Here is a 19,084-nt window from a genome sequence, read left to right on the forward strand (position 1 = left end):
GCCAGGAGGTGTTGGAGGAGGTCCAGGGCCTGGTAGAGGGTCAGGCCCTGGCAGGGGCTTTTGGGCAGGTCCGTTGTTCGGTCAGGAACAGATGGGCCGCGGTCACGAGGGTGACGTGCCGGTGCCAGCCGGTGAACGAGCGTCCTTCGAAGTGGCCGAGTCCCAGGGTGGTCTTCAGCTCGCGGTAGTCGTGCTCGATCCGCCACCGTAACTTCGCGAGGCGGACCAGATCCCGGGCGGGGATGTCGGCGGGCAGGTTGGATATCCAGTACCTGACCGGTTCGTCCTCGCCTTCGGGCCACTGGGCGATCAGCCAGGTCAGGCCGATGACACCGTCGGGGGCGGGTTTCGGACGGCGCCCGGCAAGGCGGATGCGCAGGAACACGAAACGCGAGGTCATCGCCGCTTTGGAGCCCTTGCGCCAGGTGACACTCACCGTCTTGTCGCGTCCTGCGGCCAGGACGTGTTCGCGCAGGCTCACCGGGCGGGTGCGGTAACGGGGCAGCGGCCTGGGGCCGAGCCCGCCATAGGGCGGCTGATGGGGCTCTGCGCTTTCGGCGTGGGCGGTCATCTCGCCCTTGACCTGCAGCGCGTAGGCCAGTCCCCGGTCTTCCAGGCCGTGGCGGAAGTCGGCGTTCGCCCCGTAACCCGCATCCGCGACCAGTACCGCGGGCCGCAGACCGAGCGTGGAGAGCTCGTCGAGCATGTCCAGCGCGAGCTGCCATTTCGGCCGGTGGCGTTCCTCGTCCGGGACTCGGCAGCGGGCCCGCCGGCCCAGCGCTTCGGTCCCGTCCCAGCTGCGGGGCAGGAACAGCCGCCACGACAGCGGGCAGGAAGCGGTGTCGGACGCAGCATGGACACTGACGCCGATCTGGCAGTTGCCGACCTTGCCCAACGTGCCGGAGTACTGCCTGGCCACCCCGGGCGAGGAGACTCCGTCCTTGGGGAAGCCGGTATCGTCCACCACCCACACCTGCGGACGCACCACCACGACCGCCCGCCGGGCCAACAGCCCTCGGACCATGTCGACCGGCCAGGTCGAGGACGTCATGAACTGCTGCAACTGCTGATGATCGACACCAAGGCGTCCGGCCATCGGCTGCATCGACTTGCGACGCCCGTCCAGCAACAGACCCCGCAGATACAGTCCGCCCTTCACCCGCTGATCCGCACGCACCAACGGCGCGAACACCTCACCGGCAAACTCCTCCAACCGACCACGACACGCAGCGAGTTCATCGGCCCTCATACCAGCAGGAAACCACCACAACCACCGCCTGCCCAGACACGTAACAAAGCCCTACTAGGGTCTGTCCGGCGGATCATGCCGGGTTGCCCACCAGCGCTGAATCGCTGTCGCGACCTGCCGGACAAGGAGTTGGGTGGAGCAGGTTGGTCCGGCGTTAAATGCCTCGACATTGGTGGCGGTGATCGGGGACGCTTCGCGCGATGACAAGAATCGACGACACGCCGCCCGCGTGGGACGAGCGTACCCAGCTCACCACGTTTCTCGACTACGCACGTGACATCGCCCGCGCCAAGTGCGATGGCGTCTCTGCGGAGAACGCCCACAAGGCGCTCCTGCCAGGCTCACCGCTGATGACCATGAGCGGAGTGATCAACCACCTCCGCTGGGTCGAGTACTACTGGTTCCAGGTGGTCTTCCTCGGCGAGGAAGACCAGGGCCCTTGGACCGAGGAGGATCCCGACCGCGAGATGCGTATCGCCGTTGACTTCCCGCTCACGCAGCTGCTCGACGAATACGCCGAACAGAGCGCCCGCTACCGCGAACTGGTCGCCGGGAACGACCTGGACAAGCAGGCCGAGGGAACCATCCGCAACGGCCTCCACGTCGACCTGCGCTGGATCCTCCTCCACCTCACCGAGGAGACGGCCCGCCACAACGGCCACCTGGACATCCTGCGCGAGATGCTCGACGGCACGACCGGCGACTAGTGCCGCTCCCGGCAAGCTTTGCCCCGTCGCGCAAACATTGCCGGTCACGGCACGACCGGTGCGAGGCCGCCCGCAGCGATGGGCGGCGTCCCGATGCATCGCGCGACCTTCTGACCAGCACACGAAGCGGCCCGGCCCCGGGGGAACCTGGGGCCGAGCCGCTTTTTTGCGTTGGAGCGTCGGCATGTCAGACCGCACCTGCTCCTTGTACGACCGCCCTGTTGTGGTCGTTGCCGAGCCGGTCCAGAAGCAGTTCCGCGACCATCGCCTGGCCGACTTCGGCATGAACGGCGCGTTCCACCTCGACAGCTCGTGGCACCACGGCTGGGAGACCTTCGCCGCCCTCATCGCCGCCACCAAGGCGACCACCCGGCCGAGTACGCGCCTGGACCGCGTCCGTGCCTGGGTCGGCATCGCTCAACTCGCGCTCCAGCAGATCGAGGACGACCTCAGCGCCGCCGACGTCGGCCAGGAGGAACTCGCCGCGATCCTGCGTGAGCTCATGTTCGCCAACATGGCCGACAACGCCCTGTTCACCGTGCTGCCCACCTTGGCCAAGCAGGTGCTCAACAATCCGCTCGCCCTGGGGCTGTCGGTCGCTGCCTTCGGCGCCGGCGCACTGGCGGGCGGTCCTGTTCGGTGCAGTTGGGCATCGGTTCCCCCAGCACGTAATCCTGACCGGCGCGTTGCTGATTTCCGGGGCCCCGAAGTTTTTCGTCATCGCTGCGCTGCCCGGAAATGGCGGTGTTGTCCAAGTGCTGCTTGAGGGCGGCTCAGACGCGTTCGACGGGAGTGTCGGGCCTTGCCCCCGAAGAGTGGAATGCGCTCGCCGAGGGCTGGCACTGCTCAACTCCAGCTCGGCGAGGGTCCGTGCGGTGGCTTGTAGGGAACCGGTCGGCCGGTGTGCGCGTCGAGCACAACGCGGTCGCCTACGGGGCGCGCCAGTTTCACAGTCACTTGCTGCAGCCGTGCCTGCTTGGTGCAGAGGACCCTGTCGTCCTTCCGGTGTTTGACGGAGCCGGAGAGCACCACGCTGCCGTGTGTTTCCAGCACATTCACCACGGGGCCGTCGTCGCAGGCGCCATGGAGGGCAACCATGGTCACCGAACGCCCGTCTGCGGCAATCTGGACCAGCCGGTCGAGCGGATAGCCCGGGACGTCGTTGGCCCGCCCGATCGGCGGACGGGGTAGTGGCGATGGGATGACGGCGGCCTGCTTGAGAGGGGAGGCATAGCCGTCAAGGGTGAACAGCCAGGCTGGGACCACCGCCGGTCCCCGGCTGGTGGCCACACTCATCTCACCCAGCTTCGCCCCGGTCACAGTGAGGTGTGGCTTTCCGTCGGTGTGGCCCCCGGCCAGGGTCTTGTACGACTCAGCCGCCCCAGTCAGCGGCCGTGTGAGCGATCTGCCTCCGGCCCAAGTCACCTGGCCGTTCTTCGGCCCGGTGTTGGGCATCGTGCCACGTAGGGCGAGGTTGTGGTCTTGGTAGACCTGCTTGTCGGCCTGGCTCCGCAGGCCGCCGCGCGGCAGCTGGACCACGTCGCCCATGGGGTGGTACCCAGCTCGCCACGCGGCGGCAGCGGTTGATCCGTCCCAGGCTCCGGCGACCTCGCGGGCACGGTGCGCCAGCACCTCCGTGTCACTGCCAGCACCCTTCTGGTCGCCGCAACCGGAGATGGCCCCCAAGCCGGCGGCGGACACAGCCGTCGCAGCGAGCAGGCTCAGCGAGCGCGATGCCCGGATGCGCATGTGGACCTCCGAGAGGATGGTGATGTGGCAGCTGCCCTGTCCCTGTGACGTGGCCGGGGCAGAGCGGGTTCCCAGATTGCGGTGGCTCGTTGTCAGTAGACCTTGAGACCGGTCTGGTTCAGCACGGTCTGCACCTTCGTGAAGTAGTTGCGGTAGGTGCCGGTGGAGGAAGAGGTGCACACTGTCTCGTCGGTGCCGCCGGAGAGAAGGCCCAGGGCGGTTACCCCGCGAAGCGCGGGTCCGCCGCTGTCGCCAGCTAGGACCTGTCCAGCCGATCATGCTCTTGGTTGGGGTGCTGACCTGTCGAAATGCTCGTGTGCAACGAGACCGGGAGCATGCTCTGCCTGTGGGTCGCGGTCGCCGACCTCGGCGGGAATGTCGGTGAGGCCGCAAGTGCATGGTTCTCAGCCTCTGCATGTGGTGGTCGCCCTATTGGTTCCCTATGTCGACCGGGTTCGCAGCGCCGCCGACCTGGCTACCCCGAGCAACGGTGTCAGTCCGCACAACTATGGTTACTGACCACCTACTCGAGGGGGACTCCGCCATGGGCATTCATCCTGACGTGGCCGTACTGCTCGACCTTGTGCCGGCAGACTTGGCCGGTGGCGAGCGGATTGACTGGAATGCGGCCGAAGCCGCGCTGGGCACCAAACTGCCGAGTGACTACAAGGCTCTGCTGGACACGTACGGCGTGGGCAACATCGGAGAGCTCGTCATTCTGCCTCCGCTCCCGAGTGACGTGCGCGGGTGGGAAGCGTGTCACATCGGAAGCATGACGGTGCACCTGCGTGGGCTCTGGGATGAGGACGCAGGCGTCCCGGGCATAACGCTCGGTGCCAATACTGTTCTACCCTGGGGCTCTGGGATGAATGCCAACGAGATGGCTTGGCTCATGAACGACCCCGATCCGGACAAGTGGCCTGTCGTAGCCTGGCGTCGGCACCACTCGTGGGGCGAGTCGCCCTGGGCCTTGTTCGACTGCGGCATGGTCCAGTTCATCACCCGCATGATGCTGGGCCGGTTCGACGCCTGCCCACTCGGCGATGCGTCCCTCTGGAAGCGGACAGACACTTTCGTCAGCTGGCGCGAGCAGCGTCGACGGCTTGTGGCCGGGCTGGACCCGCAATCCGGCGAGCCCGACCCCTATGCCGGCATGTATCCCATCACTGATGACGAGGACTTGTCCGAGCGGTCACGTTCGTAGCCAGATGACGAGGGCTGCCGCTGTCGCGGTGCCGAGGAGGACATAGCCTCGCTTGTCGTAGCGAGTGGCGACCGCCCGGTGCTGCTTCAAGCGGTTGATCGCCCGTTCGATGGTGTTGCGTTTCCAGGCCGTCGGCACGTGCTGTCGGCCGAGGAGGCCGTGACTGTGCATATTGACGGCTGAGCGGGCCTCTGGAATCCGTTCGGGGCACCCGGATGAACGGCCGCGAGGCCAATGCCGCTGATGGCAAAATGAGTTGGGAGGAAGGCAGGGGATTCGTGCGGCTCCGGCGCTCAGAGCCAGCCGTGGCGGCTGGCCTGGACTCCGAGTTGGAAGCGGGTCTGTGCGCCCAGGACTTCCTGGAGGCGGGCGATGCGGCGTCCCACCGTCCTTTCGCTGACGCCGAGTTCGCGGGCGATGGACTCATCGGTGAGTCCGCCGCTGAGGTAGGTGAGAAGCTGCCGGGCGTCGTCGGTGGGGGAAGTACCGACGTCGTCCATGGACTCGTCGCTGGTGGGGAGCGGAACGGCCATCTGCCAGTACGACTCGAACACGCCGACGAGTCCGTGGAGCAGGGCTGATCGCTGCACAACGATGTGGTGGCGTCGCTGGTGGTCTCGCGCGGATGCGGTGACGACGGCGAAGCGGTCGTCGCAGATGACCAGGTTCAACGCGACGTTGGGGAAGACGCGGGCGCGTTCACCGAGGTTGACGCAGGTCTGGATGGCCTCCCGGGCCAGCGGGTCGCGCAGCACCTGGGCGCCGTAGACCACTGAGTACGAGACGCCACGCGCGAGTGCCTCCAGACAGCCGGGCGCCACCTGCGCGGGTGCGGCGAGACGGCCGGTGGGGCCGATGGAGAGAGCACGGACCTGGTGCATCGCCTCGTCCCGCACGCGCCGGGCGAGCGCTTTACGGGCCGCCTCCGTCCGGACGATCTCGATGTATCCCGGGCTTTCGGCGTGGTGGTCGCGCCAGAACCGGGCGAGTTCGTCGGCGCTGTCGCGCAGGGTGCCGAGTTCCTTCGCGCGGACCTCCGCGAGGGCATCGAGCGCTGCCCGCGGGGGGCGGGCGACGAGCCGTTCCCCGTCCGGTTCCAACAGGCCAAGTTTGGTGAGCTCGTCGGCGGCCGCGCGGACGGCGTCCGGGGTCACGCGCAGGGTGTTTGCCAGCCCGGCCGGAGGCGCCGGGCCGCGCTGGACGAGCGCGAGGTAGATGTCCTCGGCGGTCGCGGTGAGACCTATGACCCGAAGTGGATGCATATTCGAATCATTGCATATATAGACGACCGCGCACCCGGTCGAGCCCTGGACGCGGCGGCCGATCCACCAGGTCAGGGACCGTCAAATCGGTTGTCCGCAGGGGAAGGTGGCATCTGTCGCCTTCCTGTCATGCCGGACTCCGACAGCCCGCTTCGGACTCACCGCCGCCGCGGACACGACCGATGACGCCCGGATCCGCGACATCACCCAGGCCCTGCCGCCCCAGTGGGCCGACCGCCTGTTCACCGCCCACGAGCAGCAGTTCCAGCAGTCACCTGCACAAGCGCGGAAGCCGCGCGGTCATCCCCGTCCCGGCGAGCCGGCAAGGGCACCGGCTGCGTCGCGGAAGCCGAGGCGGCAGGCCGCCGGCCCTCGAGCGAGAGACCCGGTGTGGTTCCAAGCACCAGTACCGGATGTCGAAGGTGGCCCAGCCGTCATCGGGATGGTTCAGGTCCTCGGACAGGACAAGCCCGCGGCGCAGGCCCGCGTGGGGCAGGTCTGGATGCTGTAGCGCCAGCGACAGTTCCGGGGGCAGCGCGCGGAGCGTGTCCGTGAAGTGCCATAGCAGCCAGGTACGCGCCTGTGCCTGTGTTCTCATCGTTCTCACCCGCATAGGATGCCCGTGATCAAGCGGAAGAAGGGGGGCTGCGGTGGGGGAAATACCAGGTGCGACGTGAGGAGTTGGATCAGCTCGGGCGTGCCCTGCGTGCGCAGCTCGTCGAGCTGATCGACGACCTGACCCCCGGCGCCGACCTCGGCCTCCTCTTCCTCGACGAGCCGAACGTCGCCGACTGGCACGAGCCTCTGCGCTACAGCTACTCGGCCTTGTTCCGTGGGGAACGCCCCGAAGGGCTCGGCGCTGCCGACATCGCCTTGCGGGCGACCGGCGTGCTCGGTCCGGCTGGTTGGGACATCGTGGGGCCACAGGAGGAGATCGACGGCACGAGACGCACGTACGTCCTCACAGCCTGCCACCCCGACGGCATCCGCATCGAAGTCCGCACGGGCGATCACAACTCGGCCGTGTTCTACAGCGGGCAGACCCCCGCCCAGGCCCTTCGCGAGCCGGAGGAGTTCCAGTGGCCGGAGCCGGTCCGGACGCCGGAGACCCTCACGCTCGGCTACGTGCTCTGCTACGAGTGTGACGGCCTCGGCGCCTGCGACTGTTGCGGTGGACGCGGCTGGGTGCCCAGCGAGCCTCATGGGCGCAGCAAATGCCGCCAGTGCAACAGGAAACGTGTCTGTCCCATCTGCCGGGGCGGGGGCGAGCTGGCCGTCTCCCAGCTGTCGTCGTACCAGCTGGGCTACTACCCCGAACTGAGCCAGTAGCCGCTTAAGGTCTGTCTGGAGTCGTGATCAGTACGGTCTGATTCGGACCCGGGCGTCACCTCCAACAGCTCCGCGACCGCGGCGTCCCGGGCCCCAGTACCCCGCCGGCCTGACGCACCGGTACGAACAGCTACGCCGCTCAGTACCGGTGCGCCTTGTCCGCCCCGGCTACCGCACCCGCACGGGCCGGGCGCCCCTTTGTCGGGTTCTTCCGCTGTGCGTAAGAGGTCGCGCGGATAGACGCGGTTGAGGGACCCGGCACCAGAACGGGCACAGATTCCGGTGATCATGGAGTTGCGACGCTCTGTGATCACTGAGGAGAGCTGTGCCCGCGCTGCCATCATGGCTGACCGAACCGCTCTGGGACCAATTCGTGGCCCTGCTTCCCGAGCGGTCGGAGTACCACCCGGACCATCCACTCGGCTGCCACCGCCGACGCATCAGCGACCGGGTCATCTTCGACAAGATGCTGCAAAATGGATATCGGCGGAGGACCAGCACTCCAAGCGATCTTGATGCCAGCCGGAGGGGTATGTCAGTGCGCCTCCCTGAGTGCCTGCTCGTAGGCTGACTGAAGGAGTTCGGAGGCGCAGGGGTGGTCGGGGTTCGGGCGGGGAATACCCAGGTGCACCTCGCGGAGCTCGTCCATGAGGTCCTCCCAGAGATGCGGGCCGCCGTCCTCCAAGAGGCGAGCGCGGACGCTGAGTTCGGATGTGGTCGGGCGGTGCCGCATTCCCCAGGAGCCGAGCGCGACCATGATGGGGAGTGTCTGGATGCCCGCTTCTGTGAGGCTGTAGGTCGCTCGACGTCCTCGTTCGGCCCGCTCCTGCGTGAGGAGACCGCCGGCGACGAGGGCCTTGAGACGGCTGCTGAGGATGTTCGACGCGATCCCCTCCTCGGAATGGCTGAGCAGCTCGCGGAAGTGTCGGCGTCCGCCGAATATCACGTCGCGCAGGACGATGAGGCTCCACTGGTCCCCGAGTACCTCCACCGCCGCGTTGATCGCGCATCCGGACCGCGGTTCGTCTCGCATGCCCACCTCCAGTGATTGCATTCTGCCATCACCAAGTCTAGGCTCGCCCAGGGCTAGTGATTGCAGTTCGCAATCACATTGCTTCGAGGGCAGGAGTCCGTGCAATGTCCCGTGTGAGGGTCCACAACTTCTCCGTCTCTATCGACGGATTCGCCACCGGTGAAGGGCAGAGTCTCGACGCCCCGTTCGGCCACGCCGGCGCGCGGCTCCATGGGTGGTTCTTCCCGACCAGGACCTTCCAGCAGATGCTGGGCAAGGCGGATGGGAGCACTGGGGTCGATGACGCCATCGCTGGCACCTGGGATGTCGGCATCGGAGCGGAGATCATGGGCCGCAACAAGTTCGGCCCCCAGCGCGGGCCATGGGAGAACGACGACTGGAACGGCTGGTGGGGGCCCAACCCGCCCTTCCATACACCGGTGTTCGTCCTGACCCACCACCCCCGCCCCTCGGTGGAGATGGAGGGCGGCACCACATTCCACTTCATCGACGCCACGCCGCAGGAGGCACTCCGTCAGGCGCGCGAGGCCGCAGGCGGCCTGGACGTGAGGATCGGTGGCGGGCCGACCACGATCCGCGAGTTCCTCGTCGAAGACCTCATCGATCATCTGCACATCGCCGTCGTCCCGATCGTTTTGGGCCGAGGCGAGCGCCTGTGGGACGGACTCGAAGGACTCGAGAAGCGCTTCCAGGCCGAGTCCGTGACAACCCCCAGCGGCGTCACGCACATGACCTTCACCCGGCCGTAGCGACCGCCTGCACAGGCGGCAATCGGCCTCGGCCTACCACCCCGCACGCTCCGTAGAGTGAAGGACGAACATCACTTCCAGGGACGGCACCACGTTCGCCGTCGACACGACCGGGCAGGTAGTAGTGGGTGCCGCCCGAACCGACCAGGTACGGGCAGCCGTCCGCCGTGCGGACGGTCCCGCGGAACGTCGCGCTGTTCTGCCCGGCTGCGACGTACTCGACCGCGTCCATGGCCCCGGCGGCGGTGCCGGAGGTGGACGTGCCGGTCGTGGTGGCGACCACGCCGGCCGGCAGACCGGGAGTCATGGAGCGACCTTCCCGTTACCTGCTTGAGCTCCGCCGTCGTGGAGCACCGCCATCGGCGCCTCGGCAGGGACTACGAGACCGGTCCGGCCCACGCGGAGTCCGTGATCCGCTGGGCGATGATCGGTGTCATGGTTCGTCGTCCCACCCGCGGCTGTCCCGAGAGGCGGCCGGGCCCACGCCCGCTCGTACGACAGCCCTCGTAACCGGTGCCCCCACCTGGGCACTTGCAGGGTGGTGCCGCCGGCGTGCTACAGAGCCAGGAACCGCTCCACCTCGCGCTTGAGGGGCGGTGTCAGATCGCTCAGGTCCGAGACGATCAGACGAAGCTCACGCCCGAGCTCGGGTGACCTGTTCCAGATCTCCGGACTCCTGGTCAGCACCGCGGACAGCAGATCACCCTCGTACATGTCACCCTCCGCCGTCGGATCCAGCCGCAGGATCTCCAACGCCAGTGGCAGGAGATAGGGCAGGCCCTCGTTCTGCCTGATCAGCAGCCTCATGTCCTCAACTGTAAGCTCGCCGATCGGCTTACGCCGAAGCGCGTGCGCGGTCGCCACAAGGCGAGTCGCGTCGCCCGACGGGGCCGGCCAACGGTCGTCCTCCAGCTCCTCAAGGGAGCGGGCGCGGTTCAGTGGTCGAGTCACCGACGGATCGTCCCATGCCAGATCTCAAACGCGTTCTCACAGACCGCGTTTGAGATCTTTGGACAGCTCCACGGGCATCACATTTCTTCCAGGCTGCTGCAACGGGCTGGAGGACTGGCGAGAGTGGTGCACTGTCGTCGATGGCAGCGGACCTGTCTCCTTCGGCCATGACCCTGACCCGGTTGCCGAGCTGCTCGGTGACACCGTCCGGCTCGCCGTCGACGTCGAGCAGAGCGACAGCCCAGTGATCGAGTTGTCCGCCAGGGAGCTTCGCGACCTGCTGGACGGGGTTGAGCGCGACCTCGCCGACTTCCTCGCGTTGGCAGCCGACTGGGCCCGCAGGCATTTGCCCAACCATGCTGTCTCCGTGACTGCCGCCCTCGCCCGGGTGCTCGCTCTGCCCACGCCGGCCGTACCGTCGCGTCGATAGAGAGCGATCACCCAGTTCGGCGGATCAGGCGGGGGGCGGACGGCTCCGCAATGGTAAAGCGGTCGCAAAAATGCCACTTCGGGCGCCCTGAGCTCCCGACAGCGAGAGCTTTTCAGACTTTCCACCCGAAGGTGCCGTCAGGGCATCACCCGAGTCCGTCCTGCCCCTATTCTTCTACAGCCATGTAGAGGGCATGGGGGCGGGCTCCGGCCGGTTCCGCGGGCCTGAATGCTGGTCAACTGTCTCTTGGGAGGGGTGTGTCGTGGCTTCGATCGATCTGGACAAGGTGCTGGCAGCTCCGGTCTCCGCGCTCAAGGGCGTCTCCGACCGGCAGGGCGAGATGCTGAAGGAGACGTTCGGGATCAAGACCGTCGCCGACCTCGCCGATCTGAAGTACGCCCGCTGGGCGCAGGCGCTGGTCGCGCTCGACGCCGCGAAGTAACACCCCTCCGGGCGGGGGAGGCGCCGGCTCCCTGGCGGCGCCCGCCCCGTCCGGTTCTTTGAAGATCACGTATACGAGAAGGGGAACGCCGTCATGGTGTTCAAGAAGCTGCTCGGTTCGCTCGGTGTGGGCGGCCCACAGGTGGACACGGTCCTGGACCCGGTCGCCGCCGTCCCTGGTGGGACGCTGTCGGGTCAGGTCAACCTGAGGGGCGGGAACGCCGACTTCACCATCGACCACATCACTCTGGAAATGGTCGCCCGGGTGGAGGCCGAGCACGACCACGGCGAGTCCGAGGGCGCGGTCGTCTTCCACCGCACGACCGTGGGCGGCAGCTTCCGCCTGGCCGAGGGCGAGCTGCGGTCGGTCCCGTTCGCCTTCCCGCTGCCGTACGAGACGCCGATCACCGAGCTGTACGGGCAGCCGCTCGGCATCATCCTCGGCGTGCGGACCGAGCTGGGGGTGGCCGGCGCCAAGGACAAGGGCGACCTCGACCAGCTCGCGGTACGGCCGCTGCCCGCCCAGGAGGCGATCCTGGAGGCGCTGGGCCAACGCGGCTTCGCCTTCAAGTCCGCCGACCTGGAGTACGGGCACATCCACGGCACCGGCCAGCAGCTGCCCTTCTACCAGGAGATCGAACTCACCCCGCCTGCGCAGTACGCCCACCAGGTCAGCGAGATCGAGGTCACCTTCCTCGCCTCCCCGGCCGGCGTGGAGGTCGTCATCGAGGCGGACAAGCGCGGCGGCCTGTTCCGCGGCGGCCACGACGAGCTGACCCGCTTCTCCTACGGCCACCACGAGGCCGCCGACCGCAACTGGAACGCCGAGGTCGGGACCTGGATGAACCAGCTCCTCGGCAACCCCGGCGGCCACGACCCGTACGGCCACACTCCGCACGCGGCGCACGACCCGTACGGTCACAGCGGGTACGGCACGCACGCCGACAAGGGCCACGGCCACGGCGGACACCACGGCCACGACGACCACGGGCACCGCTCCGGGCCCGGCATGGGCACCGCCGTCGCGGCCGGCGCCGCGGGCCTGGCCGTGGGTGTGGTCGGCGGCATGGTGGCCGCCGAAGTCGTCGACGAGATCGGCGACTTCTTCGAGGGTGAGGACGAGGACGAGGGCGGGGACGACGACGAGTAGCCTGCACGGCCAGTAGCTCCCATCAGGGTTCTGGCAAGGCGCCGTCAGGCCGAAAGGGCGGCGGGGTGGTGCGCCGCCACCGGCGCACCATCCAGAGCCTCCGGTACGGCCTCCGGGTCCCGGCGGGCAACCCTCGCGGCGCGGCCAGGCCATGGTTGGGGCCGCCGCCGTCATGGGGCCGGGTCAGCAAGCACTGGTAAGGGGGGCGTCGTCGGCCAGGTCCGGGCCGGTGACGCCCCTTTGATCACTGGTCGTCGCTGCGGGGTGCGTTTGGCTGATGGGAGGAACGCTCTCGCCGCCCGGACACGATCTGCCACACAGGCGGCAGCCGCAGATGACCGTCCAAGTGGTCCGCGGGCACGGACGCACCGGTCGCCTCCAGCCATACCGGCAGGGCCCCGCAAGCGGCGGCGAGCGCGGCCCGCGCCCCGGCACCACCATCCGCGGTTCTCCCGCTTCTCACCGCCCGGCGCAACCCGTCGCATATGCGCGGGCAAGGCAGAAAGTCCGCGCATCTACGGGGGACCGTCGCCACCATGGGGATGCGTCCATTTTCTACATTCTGTAGTAGTTTGCGGTATGCCCGCCCAGCCCACTCCCGATCCGGAGGACGTCGGATGAGCCCGTCGATCCCTCACGCCGCCGCCTTTGACCATTTGCCGCCTATGTGGCATATCGGCTCGTCGCCATGACCGGGGGAAACCGTCCGCCTGGAGCTTCTGAGGCGTAGGCGGGAGAGGCAGCCGTTACGGCCTCATCGCCTCCACGCCCCCGGTTCGGCACTGCCGGCGCAGCAATAGCCTGAACACGACCACCCCCGGCGCGGCCCGGTCCGAGACACATGTCAACCGGACTCGCCATTTTGCGGAAGGAACGAGATCTGCATGAGTGCACCACCGCTACCCGGGGTTCTCGGTGACATCGCACCGATCCTGGACCACTGGGGTTACTTGGCCGTAGGCGGCCTGATCTTCGTGGAGGACTTCGGCATCCCCGCCCCCGGCGAGACGATCCTGATTGCCGCGGCCGTGTATGCGGGGGCCGGGCAGCTCAACATCATCGCCGTCATCGTCATCGGCGTCCTCGCCGCCATCCTCGGCGACAACGTCGGCTACCTCATCGGCCGCACCGGAGGACACGCCCTGGTGCAGCGCTACGGCAGGTACGTCTTTCTCCCGCCCGAACGGTACGAGAAGGCCGAGAAATTCTTCACCCGCCATGGCGGGAAGGTCGTCACCGTCGCGCGCTTCATCGAGGGGCTGCGCCAGGTCAACGGCATCATCGCCGGTGCCGCGGAGATGCCCTGGACCCGCTTCGTCGCCTTCAATACGCTCGGGGCGGCGCTGTGGGTCGGCTTGTGGGCGGGCGTCGGCTACTTCGCCGGCAACCACATCACCACCATCTATACCGAGGTCAACCGATATTCGACCTATCTCCTCATCGCCCTGGGCGTGCTGATTCTTGCGTTCGTGGCCCGCGCCGTTGTGAGCCGCCGTCGCGCGGCGGGCTGATCATCCCTTCCGCATCAAGGTCTTTGGGGTCGGCGACAAGCATCCGCGCTGGTCACAGCTGCCGAGGCGACGTCCTCGGTCAGCGGATACGCCCTCGGGTCGAGCATCCCGAACGTCGACCAATACGTGCTGCCCCTGGTCGGGCTGGTTGTCGTCATCTCCTTGCTGCCACCGGCCCTGGAACCTCTGCGAGCCCGCTGTCACGGCCGCAGCACCGCAAAGCCCGCCCGGAGACAGGCCGCATGAAGATCATATTCCTGATCCATCCCCGATCTTGCGTTTCCCTGCCCGGCTTCAGGGCTACCGAGGCGGACGCCGCCGTCCACCGGGCAAAGCTGCGCCTGCCAGGAGTCCGGGTCCTGGCCATTCCCAACGGCGTGGCGGACCTCGGCCTGCCACCCGCCGAAACCGCCGCCAACGTCATCGCCGCGGCCGGACGCCTGGCCCGCGGCGAGCGGTTCGGCCTGCTCACCGGGGCGCTCGCCGATATCGCCCCCATCACCCCGGCCGGACCCTGCGCATCTACGGCGTCGCCCCCGAGAAGGCCCCCTGCAACAGCTCATCGACGAGCACTGCTTGGGCGGCCAGGCGGCCCTGCCCCCGCCCACGGTTACGCGGTACTCGGAGTCATCCTCGCCCTCGGTCCGATCTTCGCTGTCGTACGGCGCCGTCTCGCCGCAGGGTGAGACCTGCACAGCGGACGGTGCCGACCATGACGGCAGGCATCAACGCCCGCTGATCGTGAGTTCGTAGTCGCCGATCAGGTCGCCGATGAGGGTTCCGGCGGTGATGTCGCTGGTGACGTGGCCAGCCATGTACAGACGGGAATAGAGGACCTCGTCCTGCATCCAACGGTAGTCCTCAGCCCGGTGCGGGGAGAGAGCGCTGAGGTAAATGACGGCAGCAGCCGCCCGGGCGGCATGGCTGGAGGGGTAGGAGTACGGCCCCTTGGCGCCGGGCTTGATGTGCTTCTCCGGGCGCAGGGTGGGGTCCAGGACGTAGGGGGCCGACTGCTTGTCCTTGGCGGCGACCTGGTCGCTGATCGTCTTGGCCATCTTCAGGGCAGGCTTGAGCTCTGCCTTCTCGGCCTTGCCCTGCTGGGCGGGGACCAGTTCGCGCTGGTCGTGCAGGTAGAGCTTCCAGATGTCCTTCTTGCCGTGGAGTTCCAGCCAGGTGGCGGCCTTCTTCCCGGCCGCCGTGCGGGTCTTGGCGAGCTGCTGGTCCTGTTGGAGTTCGGCGGCGCGCTGAGCGGCCGTGGGCGGGGTGGGCACCTGCTGGGCGGCCCAGGCGGTGAACGCCTTGTCGTCGCGAGTGGTGCCGTGCGTCTTCGTCCACTGGGCGAAGAGGGCATCGGCCTTGGTGCGCTGCGCGTCCGCCTTCTTGCCGATCGCGGCGATCTGGGCGTCGGCGAAGAGCGCGGGCGGCGGGCTCTGCTTGATCTTGTCCGTCGCGCTGGGCTTCTTCTTCGAGGAGGTGTCGGCCGTGACCAGCTGCGGTCGCAGCATGCCCACGGCGACGGCCGCGACGGCAACCAACGCGATCAGGGCGTACGGCCATTTGATGCCACGCAGGACGTTCATGCGGCTCGGATCCTTTCGAGGAGCGGTGAGGGGTTCGCCCCGGTGGTGAAGTGGGCGCGGGAGAGGCGCCGCACGTCGTTGTCGGGCAGGCCCGGGGTGAGCAGAGACTGGCCGACGATGTACTTGCTGAGCGAGACCGGCCGGACACCCATGCCGAGCAGCAGCCGGTCGGCGGGCGCGGGCTGCGCGCCACCCTTGGTCTCGATCAGGACGTGCAGGGGGTCGAGCGTGGCGGCGCGGCCGTCGCGGTGGCAGCTGAGGGCGCCGTCGAGGGTGACGCGGCTGCCGCCGTCGAGGTCGGCGAGGGCGGCGCGGACGTAACGGACCTCGGCCGCTGCGGACAGTTCCTTGGCAGTCACGGGGATGCCGGCCCGGTCCAGCACCTCATCGACGAACTGGGCCGCTTGCTCAGCCAGTTGACCGTACTCGGCGGCCGGGACCTTCAGGGCGTGCTTGACCGTGGCGCCGCGGCCGTCCTTCGTCTTCACCTCCACCCGGCACAGACCGTCCTCCGCGTACAGGCGGGTTCGGACCTTCCAGCGGCGGCGGCGCCCCTGGACATGAGCGCGCCAGGCGCCCAGTTCCGGGGTGTCGAAGTAGGTGCTGAGGTAGCTCGTCGTCCGGCGCCCGCCGAGGTCGAGGACGTGGTGGCTGCCGGCGAGGCAGGTGATGAGGCGGCGAGCACGGTCGAGCGGAACCAGGTACTTGCGGTCGACACGGTGCTGGAGCGCCGCGGCGGCGTCCACCTCGGCGAGCGTCGCACTGCGCAGCTCCTCCAGCCCCAGCCCGGCCGCGAGGGAGGGGGCGAGGGTCATGACACCGTCACCGGCTCACGCTGCTCGGTGTCCGCGTTGATCGCGGGTTCCTGCGGCTGGGCGGGGTAGCGGGCCGAGACCCGGGTGGTCTCGCGGACGTAGTCGACCTCGTCCACGACCACGGACAGCGGCGCCTGACCGAACCGGAAAGCCACGTCCTCGGCGATCATCGAGGGGTCCGGGTAGATCCGGTCGAGGGTGAGCTTCACCGTCCGGGTCGGCGGCTCGTACGACTTCGGGTCGTCGACCAAGAGCACCGTCACCAGGACCACGACGTCCAGCGCGACGACGAGCCACATCTGGCGCTGCGGCAGACCTGTGCACAGGGCTGTCACGAGCGTCACAAAGGTATAGGCGACGTCGCGGAGGGTGAAGGCCGCGCTGCGCAGGCGGACCAGGGACAGGATGCCGAACAGGCCGAATCCGACCCCGGCCGGGAACTTGCCGGCGCTGATCGTGGTCATCGCGGCGAACAGGCCGATGTTCAAAGACGCCAACACCAGCGGCATCGCCGGAACGCTGGGACGGCGGCGGTAGAACCATCCGACGAGGATCAGCAGGGTGATGACGTCGAGACCGCCCCGGGCCGTGAGGTCGGTGACCGCGATGTGGTCGGTGATGCCCTTGGCGGCGAGCACCAATGTGTGCATGGCTGTCCCTTCCGTCACGGCGCGTCGGACGGCGGACCGGTCGCGGTCCGCGGAGCACCGCGACGTGAAGGACGGTAGGGATGTCACATGAACAGACCATTAAGGCTTCCCGTCTGCTGGGCGTGGGCGGCGGGTGGTTAGCCTGACCGACATGCACTGCCTGGTCGTCGACGACGAGACCCGCCTGACCGATCTGGTCGTCCGCTATCTGACCGAGTCCGGACACACCGCCGAAGGCCGCTACGACGGCCTCTCCGGGCTGTCCGCCGCTCGCGACCCCCGGCTGGACGCCGTACTGCTGGACGTGATGCTGCCCGGCATGAACGGCGTGGAGGTGTGCCGGACGCTGCGCAGCGAGGGCATCGACGTACACGTGATCCTTCTCACCGCGCGGGGAGCGATCAGCGAGCGCGTCGCCGGGCTGGACGCGGGAGCCGACGACTACGTGGTCAAGCCGTTCGCCATGGAGGAGCTGCTGGCCAGATTGCGTGCGATATCCCGGCGCCGCCCCGATCCGGCCGGGCGGCTCCAGGTCGGCGACCTCGTCCTCGACCCCGAGCAGCAGCGTGCCTGGCGAGCGGATACCGAACTGGAACTGTCGCGGCGGGAGTTCGCCGTCCTGTGGGTGCTGATGGAGAACGCCGGCTGCGTTGTCTCGCGACTGCGGCTGCTGGAGGAGGTGTGGGACGGGGAGGCCGACCTGCGCAGCAACGCCATCGACGTGCACGTCTCCAAAGTGCGCGCCAAGGTCGACCGGGCCTTCGGCCGTACGACGATCACGACGCTGCGGGGGCGCGGCTACCGGCTGGAGACCGCACAGTGACCCTGCACGGCCGTCTGCTGCCGCGGCTTCGGCGGCTGCCCGTGGTCACACGCCTCGTGCTGGCCGTGGCCCTTACCATGTCGCTGGTCCTCGCGGGGGCGGCAAGCATCGTCTACTGGCGAGTCAGAACCGCCCTGGATCAGCAGCTCGACGACGACCTGACCACCTACCAGCACAGCCTCGACCATGCCGTCCGCAACGGGGCGCAGCTCCCGCCCGGCCCCAGCGGCAGTCTCCGGCAGGTCCTCGATGCGCACGGCCGAGTGCTGGCCTCCAGCCACGCCATCCGCCACCAGACGCTGCTCACTCCGGCCGACCGGGACTCCGTCGCTCACGGAGCCACGGTCCGGCGTGATGTCGGCTCCCTGCTGCCGATCACCCCGGGCACCCTGCGCCTGCGGGCCCATCGCGTCTCAGTCGACGGCCACCAGCGGATCGTGATCGCTGCCGTCCGGCGCGGCCACCGCGACGAAGCGTTGCGCGAGCTCCTCGCCCAGCTGGCCATTGCCTCCGGCCTGACCCTCATCGCCGCCTCCTACGTCGGCTACCGCACCGCCCGCGGCGCCCTGCGCCCCGTCGAGCGCTACCGCAGCGGGGCCGCCACGCTCGCCGACGGCACCCAGAACCTGCGCCTGGACGTACCCCATGACCGCGACGACGAGATCACCCGCCTCGGTCACACCCTCAACCACATGCTCGACCGCCTGGAGGCGTCAGCCGAACGCGAGCGCCGCTTCGTCGCGGACGCCAGCCACGAACTGCGCACCCCGCTCATGCTGATGCGCGCCGAACTCGACGTCGCCCTGCACCGCCCCCGCTCCACCGGGGAGCTCACCGAGACCCTGCGCTCCGTGGACGCCGAGGTCCAGCGCCTGATCGACCTCTCCAACGCCCTGCTGGGCCTGGAGGAACTCGGCAGCACCGGCCACATCACCCGCGCTCCCACGTCCCTCGCCAACCTCCTCGACGCCGCCGTCACCCCTCATCGACGTACCGCAGAGCGGGCCGGGCGTGATCTGGACGTCGACACCACCCGCGTGACCGTCGACATCGACGCCCGGTGGCTACGGCCGGCCGTCAGCAACCTCGTCGACAACGCCCTGCGGCACGGGCAGGGCACCGTCCGCCTCACTGCGACCGTCCACGAGGGCGTGCTGAGTGTGTGCGTCACGGACGAAGGTCCGGGCTTCTCACCTGATTTCTTGCCGCGGGCGTTCGACCGCTTCGCCCGCGCCGAAGCCAGCCGCACCAGCGATGGATCCGGCCTGGGACTCGCCTTCGTGCACGCGGTGGCCACCGCTCATGGCGGCACCGTCCACGCCGACAACGCGGGGAACGGAGCGGCTGTCAGCCTTCGCCTGCCCTGCTGACAGGCACGGGGCTTTCCGTTACTTCACTGTGCTCGGTGGCCGTGCTCGCGCAGGGGTTGATCACGGGGGCTGCCTGGAGGG

22 protein-coding genes and 1 pseudogene are annotated in these 19,084 nt (G+C 68.5%); 13 read left to right on the forward strand and 10 right to left on the reverse strand.

All coding sequences use genetic code 11. The features are described from left to right. Positions 1 to 40: 40 nt before the first annotated feature. Positions 41 to 1,249 (reverse strand): IS701 family transposase, encoded by a 1,209-nt coding sequence (locus tag ACFU6I_RS11250; RefSeq protein WP_384363968.1) that lies wholly within the window; start codon positions 1,247 to 1,249, stop codon positions 41 to 43. Positions 1,250 to 1,449: 200 nt separating this feature from the next. On the opposite strand from ACFU6I_RS11250, the gene ACFU6I_RS11255 reads away from it, so the two are divergent. Then, positions 1,450 to 1,956 carry a DinB family protein gene (locus tag ACFU6I_RS11255; protein WP_384363970.1) on the forward strand — a complete coding sequence of 169 codons (507 nt, stop codon included), beginning with the start codon at positions 1,450 to 1,452 and terminating at the stop codon, positions 1,954 to 1,956. Between the two features lie 223 nt (positions 1,957 to 2,179). Then, entirely contained in the window at positions 2,180 to 2,722 is a 543-nt protein-coding gene (locus ACFU6I_RS11260) for a hypothetical protein (RefSeq protein ID WP_384363972.1), read from the forward strand. A gap of 80 nt (positions 2,723 to 2,802) precedes the next feature. Here ACFU6I_RS11260 and ACFU6I_RS11265 read toward each other — a convergent pair whose 3' ends face one another. Continuing rightward, a complete protein-coding gene (locus tag ACFU6I_RS11265) occupies positions 2,803 to 3,705 on the reverse strand; it encodes a hypothetical protein (protein WP_384363974.1) in 903 nt (300 codons plus the stop codon). Positions 3,706 to 4,249: 544 nt separating this feature from the next. Here ACFU6I_RS11265 and ACFU6I_RS11270 point away from each other — a divergent pair. Then, complete coding sequence (locus ACFU6I_RS11270) at positions 4,250 to 4,909, forward strand: SMI1/KNR4 family protein (RefSeq protein WP_384363976.1); 660 nt, start codon at positions 4,250 to 4,252, stop codon at positions 4,907 to 4,909. Here ACFU6I_RS11270 and ACFU6I_RS11275 read toward each other — a convergent pair. Together ACFU6I_RS11275 and ACFU6I_RS11280 are read right to left on the reverse strand one after the other, a co-directional pair. After that, positions 4,898 to 5,080 (reverse strand): hypothetical protein, encoded by a 183-nt coding sequence (locus tag ACFU6I_RS11275; RefSeq protein ID WP_384363978.1) that lies wholly within the window; start codon positions 5,078 to 5,080, stop codon positions 4,898 to 4,900. The genes ACFU6I_RS11270 and ACFU6I_RS11275 overlap by 12 nt on opposite strands. A 122-nt stretch (positions 5,081 to 5,202) precedes the next feature. Further along, on the reverse strand, positions 5,203 to 6,171 hold the full coding sequence (locus ACFU6I_RS11280; RefSeq protein WP_384363980.1) for a LuxR C-terminal-related transcriptional regulator: 969 nt from the start codon (positions 6,169 to 6,171) through the stop codon (positions 5,203 to 5,205). Positions 6,172 to 6,837: 666 nt separating this feature from the next. Here ACFU6I_RS11280 and ACFU6I_RS11285 point away from each other — a divergent pair. Together ACFU6I_RS11285 and ACFU6I_RS11290 are read left to right on the forward strand one after the other, a co-directional pair. Beyond that, positions 6,838 to 7,500 (forward strand): hypothetical protein, encoded by a 663-nt coding sequence (locus ACFU6I_RS11285; protein ID WP_384363982.1) that lies wholly within the window; start codon positions 6,838 to 6,840, stop codon positions 7,498 to 7,500. 325 nt (positions 7,501 to 7,825) lie between these two features. Then, positions 7,826 to 7,975, forward strand: a pseudogene (locus tag ACFU6I_RS11290) (IS5/IS1182 family transposase); the annotation flags it as partial. 60 nt (positions 7,976 to 8,035) lie between these two features. On the opposite strand, the gene ACFU6I_RS11295 reads toward ACFU6I_RS11290, so the two are convergent. Continuing rightward, the gene (locus tag ACFU6I_RS11295; protein ID WP_384363984.1) at positions 8,036 to 8,533 is read right to left on the reverse strand and encodes a winged helix-turn-helix transcriptional regulator; all 498 of its coding nucleotides are present in this window, start codon (positions 8,531 to 8,533) and stop codon (positions 8,036 to 8,038) included. A 104-nt stretch (positions 8,534 to 8,637) separates the two neighbouring features. Between ACFU6I_RS11295 and ACFU6I_RS11300 the strand changes: the two genes are divergently transcribed. Continuing rightward, a complete protein-coding gene (locus tag ACFU6I_RS11300) occupies positions 8,638 to 9,282 on the forward strand; it encodes a dihydrofolate reductase family protein (protein ID WP_384363986.1) in 645 nt (214 codons plus the stop codon). Here ACFU6I_RS11300 and ACFU6I_RS11305 read toward each other — a convergent pair. Both ACFU6I_RS11305 and ACFU6I_RS11310 read right to left on the reverse strand, forming a co-directional pair. Further along, positions 9,269 to 9,589, reverse strand: coding sequence for a hypothetical protein (locus tag ACFU6I_RS11305; RefSeq protein WP_384363988.1), 321 nt, complete (start codon positions 9,587 to 9,589; stop codon positions 9,269 to 9,271). The two genes, ACFU6I_RS11300 and ACFU6I_RS11305, sit on opposite strands and share 14 nt — an antisense overlap. Before the next feature lie 248 nt (positions 9,590 to 9,837). Further along, a complete protein-coding gene (locus ACFU6I_RS11310) occupies positions 9,838 to 10,233 on the reverse strand; it encodes a contact-dependent growth inhibition system immunity protein (RefSeq protein ID WP_384363990.1) in 396 nt (131 codons plus the stop codon). Positions 10,234 to 10,282: 49 nt separating this feature from the next. Here ACFU6I_RS11310 and ACFU6I_RS11315 point away from each other — a divergent pair, with 49 nt between their 5' ends. From ACFU6I_RS11315 to ACFU6I_RS11335, 5 genes are all read left to right on the forward strand, one after another. Next, positions 10,283 to 10,663, forward strand: a complete 381-nt coding sequence (locus ACFU6I_RS11315; protein WP_384363992.1) for a hypothetical protein — start codon at positions 10,283 to 10,285, stop codon at positions 10,661 to 10,663. Between the two features lie 262 nt (positions 10,664 to 10,925). After that, positions 10,926 to 11,105 carry a hypothetical protein gene (locus ACFU6I_RS11320; protein WP_384363994.1) on the forward strand — a complete coding sequence of 60 codons (180 nt, stop codon included), beginning with the start codon at positions 10,926 to 10,928 and terminating at the stop codon, positions 11,103 to 11,105. A 93-nt stretch (positions 11,106 to 11,198) separates the two neighbouring features. Further along, the gene (locus tag ACFU6I_RS11325) at positions 11,199 to 12,254 is read left to right on the forward strand and encodes a sporulation protein (RefSeq protein WP_384363996.1); all 1,056 of its coding nucleotides are present in this window, start codon (positions 11,199 to 11,201) and stop codon (positions 12,252 to 12,254) included. 884 nt (positions 12,255 to 13,138) lie between these two features. Continuing rightward, positions 13,139 to 13,765: a DedA family protein gene (locus ACFU6I_RS11330; protein WP_384363998.1), complete on the forward strand. Its 627-nt coding sequence runs from the start codon at positions 13,139 to 13,141 to the stop codon at positions 13,763 to 13,765. Positions 13,766 to 14,007: 242 nt separating this feature from the next. Next, on the forward strand, positions 14,008 to 14,451 hold the full coding sequence (locus ACFU6I_RS11335) for a hypothetical protein (RefSeq protein ID WP_384364000.1): 444 nt from the start codon (positions 14,008 to 14,010) through the stop codon (positions 14,449 to 14,451). Positions 14,452 to 14,490: 39 nt separating this feature from the next. Here ACFU6I_RS11335 and ACFU6I_RS11340 read toward each other — a convergent pair whose 3' ends face one another. The 3 genes from ACFU6I_RS11340 to ACFU6I_RS11350 are packed head-to-tail and all read right to left on the reverse strand — an operon-like array spanning position 14,491 to position 16,810. Beyond that, complete coding sequence (locus ACFU6I_RS11340; RefSeq protein WP_384364002.1) at positions 14,491 to 15,345, reverse strand: phosphatase PAP2 family protein; 855 nt, start codon at positions 15,343 to 15,345, stop codon at positions 14,491 to 14,493. Then, the gene (locus ACFU6I_RS11345) at positions 15,342 to 16,160 is read right to left on the reverse strand and encodes a polyphosphate polymerase domain-containing protein (protein ID WP_384364004.1); all 819 of its coding nucleotides are present in this window, start codon (positions 16,158 to 16,160) and stop codon (positions 15,342 to 15,344) included. Before ACFU6I_RS11345 ends, ACFU6I_RS11340 begins: the two co-directional genes overlap by 4 nt. Next, positions 16,157 to 16,810 carry a DUF4956 domain-containing protein gene (locus ACFU6I_RS11350; RefSeq protein WP_384364006.1) on the reverse strand — a complete coding sequence of 218 codons (654 nt, stop codon included), beginning with the start codon at positions 16,808 to 16,810 and terminating at the stop codon, positions 16,157 to 16,159. Before ACFU6I_RS11350 ends, ACFU6I_RS11345 begins: the two co-directional genes overlap by 4 nt. A 151-nt stretch (positions 16,811 to 16,961) precedes the next feature. Here ACFU6I_RS11350 and ACFU6I_RS11355 point away from each other — a divergent pair, with 151 nt between their 5' ends. Together ACFU6I_RS11355 and ACFU6I_RS11360 are read left to right on the forward strand one after the other, a co-directional pair. After that, positions 16,962 to 17,633, forward strand: a complete 672-nt coding sequence (locus ACFU6I_RS11355) for a response regulator transcription factor (protein ID WP_384045976.1) — start codon at positions 16,962 to 16,964, stop codon at positions 17,631 to 17,633. Next, positions 17,630 to 19,003, forward strand: a complete 1,374-nt coding sequence (locus ACFU6I_RS11360; protein WP_384364008.1) for an ATP-binding protein — start codon at positions 17,630 to 17,632, stop codon at positions 19,001 to 19,003. The genes ACFU6I_RS11355 and ACFU6I_RS11360 overlap by 4 nt, the downstream gene beginning before the upstream one ends. Positions 19,004 to 19,084: the final 81 nt, after the last annotated feature.

Origin of the sequence: Streptomyces sp. NPDC057486 (assembly GCF_042802415.1) — a bacterium.
Lineage (GTDB): Bacteria > Actinomycetota > Actinomycetes > Streptomycetales > Streptomycetaceae > Streptomyces > Streptomyces yanii.

Coding starts and splice junctions, on each gene's coding strand:
- ACFU6I_RS11250 (WP_384363968.1), bottom strand. CDS start 1,249: ATGAGGGCCGATGAACTCGCTGCGTGTCGTGGTCGGTTGGAGGAGTTT.
- ACFU6I_RS11255 (WP_384363970.1), top strand. CDS start 1,450: ATGACAAGAATCGACGACACGCCGCCCGCGTGGGACGAGCGTACCCAG.
- ACFU6I_RS11265 (WP_384363974.1), bottom strand. CDS start 3,705: ATGCGCATCCGGGCATCGCGCTCGCTGAGCCTGCTCGCTGCGACGGCT.
- ACFU6I_RS11270 (WP_384363976.1), top strand. CDS start 4,250: ATGGGCATTCATCCTGACGTGGCCGTACTGCTCGACCTTGTGCCGGCA.
- ACFU6I_RS11275 (WP_384363978.1), bottom strand. CDS start 5,080: ATGCACAGTCACGGCCTCCTCGGCCGACAGCACGTGCCGACGGCCTGG.
- ACFU6I_RS11280 (WP_384363980.1), bottom strand. CDS start 6,171: ATGCATCCACTTCGGGTCATAGGTCTCACCGCGACCGCCGAGGACATC.
- ACFU6I_RS11295 (WP_384363984.1), bottom strand. CDS start 8,533: ATGCGAGACGAACCGCGGTCCGGATGCGCGATCAACGCGGCGGTGGAG.
- ACFU6I_RS11300 (WP_384363986.1), top strand. CDS start 8,638: ATGTCCCGTGTGAGGGTCCACAACTTCTCCGTCTCTATCGACGGATTC.
- ACFU6I_RS11305 (WP_384363988.1), bottom strand. CDS start 9,589: ATGACTCCCGGTCTGCCGGCCGGCGTGGTCGCCACCACGACCGGCACG.
- ACFU6I_RS11325 (WP_384363996.1), top strand. CDS start 11,199: ATGGTGTTCAAGAAGCTGCTCGGTTCGCTCGGTGTGGGCGGCCCACAG.
- ACFU6I_RS11330 (WP_384363998.1), top strand. CDS start 13,139: ATGAGTGCACCACCGCTACCCGGGGTTCTCGGTGACATCGCACCGATC.
- ACFU6I_RS11335 (WP_384364000.1), top strand. CDS start 14,008: ATGAAGATCATATTCCTGATCCATCCCCGATCTTGCGTTTCCCTGCCC.
- ACFU6I_RS11340 (WP_384364002.1), bottom strand. CDS start 15,345: ATGAACGTCCTGCGTGGCATCAAATGGCCGTACGCCCTGATCGCGTTG.
- ACFU6I_RS11345 (WP_384364004.1), bottom strand. CDS start 16,160: ATGACCCTCGCCCCCTCCCTCGCGGCCGGGCTGGGGCTGGAGGAGCTG.
- ACFU6I_RS11350 (WP_384364006.1), bottom strand. CDS start 16,810: ATGCACACATTGGTGCTCGCCGCCAAGGGCATCACCGACCACATCGCG.
- ACFU6I_RS11355 (WP_384045976.1), top strand. CDS start 16,962: ATGCACTGCCTGGTCGTCGACGACGAGACCCGCCTGACCGATCTGGTC.